Source organism: Bradyrhizobium sp. TM239 (genome assembly GCF_036247985.1).
In the GTDB taxonomy this organism is placed as follows: domain Bacteria; phylum Pseudomonadota; class Alphaproteobacteria; order Rhizobiales; family Xanthobacteraceae; genus Bradyrhizobium; species Bradyrhizobium ottawaense.
In genome coordinates, this window is the sequence record NZ_BTIR01000037.1 from 1 (window position 1) to 1,877 (window position 1,877).

The window sequence follows — 1,877 nt, forward strand, 5'->3', positions numbered from 1 at the left end:
TTGCCCCGACTGAAACCCAGGAGCGACAGTGCCTGGCGCCAGAGTATCGAAGCTGACGTCGCGACATGGTGGAAGACGCTGGAGGGCCGGGCACATCAGCCGGCGGAGCCAATCAATCCGCAACTCGTCGCCTGGGAACTATCCCCGCGCCTGCCCGACCGCGCGATCATCACCAGTGATTCCGGCTCCTGCGCCAATTGGTTCGCCCGTGACCTGAAGATGCGGCGTGGTATGATCGCCTCGCTCTCCGGCGGCCTCGCCTCGATGGGCGCCGCGGTGCCCTATGCGCTTGCCGCGAAATACGCCCATCCGGACCGTCCGGTGATCGCCCTGGTCGGCGACGGCGCAATGCAGATGAACAACATGGCCGAACTGATCACCGCCGCGAAATACTGGCGCTCCTGGCGCGACCCGCGCTTCGTCGTCTGCGTCTTCAACAACGAGGACCTCAACCAGGTGACCTGGGAGCAGCGCATCATCAACGGCGACCCCAAGTTCGAGGCCTCGCAACGCATTCCCGACGTTTCCTATTCCCGCTTCGCCGAACTCATCGGCCTGCGCGGCATCTTCGTCGACAGCCCACAGCTGCTCGGCTCGGCCTGGGAGCAGGCGCTGGGAAGCGAGATGCCCGTCGTGCTGGAGGTCAAGACCGATCCCGAAGTGCCGCCGCTGCCGCCGCATATCACGCTTCAGCAGGCCAAGAACTTCTCGCTCGCCCTCTTGAAGGGCGACCCGAACGAAAGCGGGATGATCAGGGGAGCAGCGCGGCAGGTGCTCGAAACGATCCTGCCCGGAAAGCAATGAGGTGAACCATGAGCGATTTTCGCGATATCCAGCACGGCGTCAACGATCCCGTCGACGGCGTCGACGTGAAACGCCACTTCAACGACAACAAGACGCCGCACGAGCGCGCGCAGCACCATGCCGATGTGCGTGCCGACGCCACGGCCGTCCCCAATGAGCCGTTTCTGCCCGAGCGGCTGCGACGCAAACCGACCGATCCCATCAATCCGCGCACCGGGCGGAATCCGGCGGATTAGTCGTTAGGAACCCCGGCGCATGCGACGTGTTGGTCGGCGCAACACCGCGCGGCAAGAGGCTGCGCACCCACTCGGAGGGACCAGACATGAGACGGACCGTCATTGCCCTTGCCTGCGTGCTTCTCGCAGGGCCCGCGCTCGCCCAATCGCTGGGCGAGAAGACCGGTGTCAATTCGGCGCTGGGCGTCGCGCCCGCGACCGCCGACTTCGTCAAGGAGGTCGCCATCAGCGACATGTTCGAGATCGAGTCGAGCAAGCTCGCCCAGCAGAAGGGCAACGCGCAGGAGAAGAGCTTCGCGCAGCAGATGGTGACCGACCACACCAAGACCAGCACCGAGCTCAAGGGTCTCGTCGGTGACGGCAAGGTGCAGGCGACCCTGCCGACGGCGCTCGACAGCTCGCACCAGAGCAAGCTCGACAAGCTCAAGAACGCGAATGGCAAAGACTTCAGCTCGGACTACAATTCCTACCAGGTGAGCGCCCACGAGGATGCCGTGTCGCTGTTCGAGCGCTACGCCAAGGGCGGCGACAATTCCGCGCTGAAGGATTGGGCCGGCAAGACCCTGCCGGCGCTCAAGCACCATCTCGACATGGCCAAGGAACTCGGCAAGGCGCCGAGCGTCGGCCAGGCGAAGTAAACGTTGAACGAGGACGTCGGCGTGGCCGGCGTCCCGCGGGCCTGGTGCCGACGCGGCCGAACTCAGGAACCTTCGTTGATTCCGGGCTTTACAAATTTGTCATGAAGAACATCTCGCCTGCGGACCGATGGTGCTCGTAACAGTCAAACCCACCCGGATCGATACGGCGATCGCGAACGAGATCGCGCACCACACCAAC

General features: G+C 64.3%; 3 protein-coding genes. All 3 read left to right on the plus strand.

Annotated elements, in window-relative coordinates; translation table 11 throughout:
* On the plus strand, positions 1–804 hold an 804-nt coding region (locus AABA84_RS34780; protein ID WP_338314347.1), incomplete at its 5' end, for a thiamine pyrophosphate-dependent enzyme.
* An 8-nt stretch (positions 805–812) separates the two neighbouring features.
* A complete protein-coding gene (locus tag AABA84_RS34785; protein WP_212247657.1) occupies positions 813–1,040 on the plus strand; it encodes a hypothetical protein in 228 nt (75 codons plus the stop codon).
* 86 nt (positions 1,041–1,126) lie between these two features.
* Positions 1,127–1,678, plus strand: coding sequence for a DUF4142 domain-containing protein (locus AABA84_RS34790; RefSeq protein WP_212247656.1), 552 nt, complete (start codon positions 1,127–1,129; stop codon positions 1,676–1,678).
* The last annotated feature ends 199 nt before the right edge of the window (positions 1,679–1,877 follow it).